At 53.7% G+C, this 1,184-nt stretch carries 1 protein-coding gene; it reads left to right on the plus strand.

The window, feature by feature from the left end; all coding sequences use genetic code 11:
- The coding region (locus G5B47_RS25225) for a purple acid phosphatase family protein (RefSeq protein ID WP_165104221.1) at positions 1–1,184 on the plus strand (1,184 nt) is incomplete at both ends.

The raw sequence follows: 1,184 nt of genomic DNA on the forward strand, positions 1-1,184 counted from the left end.
GTCAGCAAGGTAACGGTAACGTTTAATGGCGACCCCAAAACTTCCAAGGGGTTCACGTGGTATACGCCAAAGGCTTCTCAAGACAGCACTGTACAGGTTATTGAAGCAACCTATGGAAGAGCGGAGTTTGACACTGGCCTTACGTTCAAGGGAATAACCCGGGTATCTACAAACTCTCCTCTGGAAAATGTGCATAAAGCCGAAGCAACCGGCCTCAAGGCAGACACCGCCTATTATTTCCGCGTGGGGGACGCCGCGCTGAATGTATGGAGTGAGCCGGGAACGTTCAAGACGGCGCCTGCAGGCGGAGCCTTCACGTTCATTGATCTGGCCGATACACAGGCGAAGAGCGAGGACGAAGCGATCCTTTCCTCCGAAACGCTGGCCAAAGCGCTGGCGACGGTTCCGAATGCCGACTTTGTGGTCCATAACGGCGACATTGTTGATAACGGAGTCAAGGAAGAGCAGTGGAACTGGCTGCTGGGCCATTCCCAGCAAAGCTTGCTGAACACAACGATTGTGCCGGCTGCGGGCAACCATGAAGACGAGAACAAGGCGTTCATCGAGCATTTTGACGTCAAACCGGCCGCAGGCTCGGCAACAGAGACCGGAGCGTATTACTCTTACGATTACAGCAACGCGCATTTTGTGGTGCTGAACACGAATGAGAACTCGGAGGAGTATGCGGATTTCTCCAAGGATCAGGTAGAGTGGCTGAAAAGTGATGTGAAGGCAGCCAAGGCGGCCGGCGCCCAGTGGATTATCGTGAACATTCACAAGGGGCCGTACACGACGTCGAACCATGCGACTGACACTGACATCATAGGACCAAACGGAGTGCGGAATAAGATCGCCCCGCTGATGGCAGAGCTGGATATTGATTTTGTCCTTCAGGGGCATGACCATATTTACGCCCGCACGAAGCCGATCAAGAGCGATAACACCGCTGCCGGAACCTCGAAATTCATCGAATCGCAGAACGGTAAATCCGTGGAATATACGGTTAACCCGGACGGCACGATCTATCTGATCCCGGCTACAGCGGGACCGAAGGTCTATTACAAGAACCAGAAACCAGAGCTTGGAGACAAGTATTACGATCTGTTCGAGCGTGCGGAAGAAAATCATGCGGCGAAATACGGCCCAGATCCAAGCGACGCCAAACGCCCAAAACGCGGCCAGGT

Origin of the sequence: Paenibacillus apii, assembly GCF_011043685.1 — a bacterium.
GTDB lineage: Bacteria > Bacillota > Bacilli > Paenibacillales > Paenibacillaceae > Paenibacillus_AQ > Paenibacillus_AQ sabinae.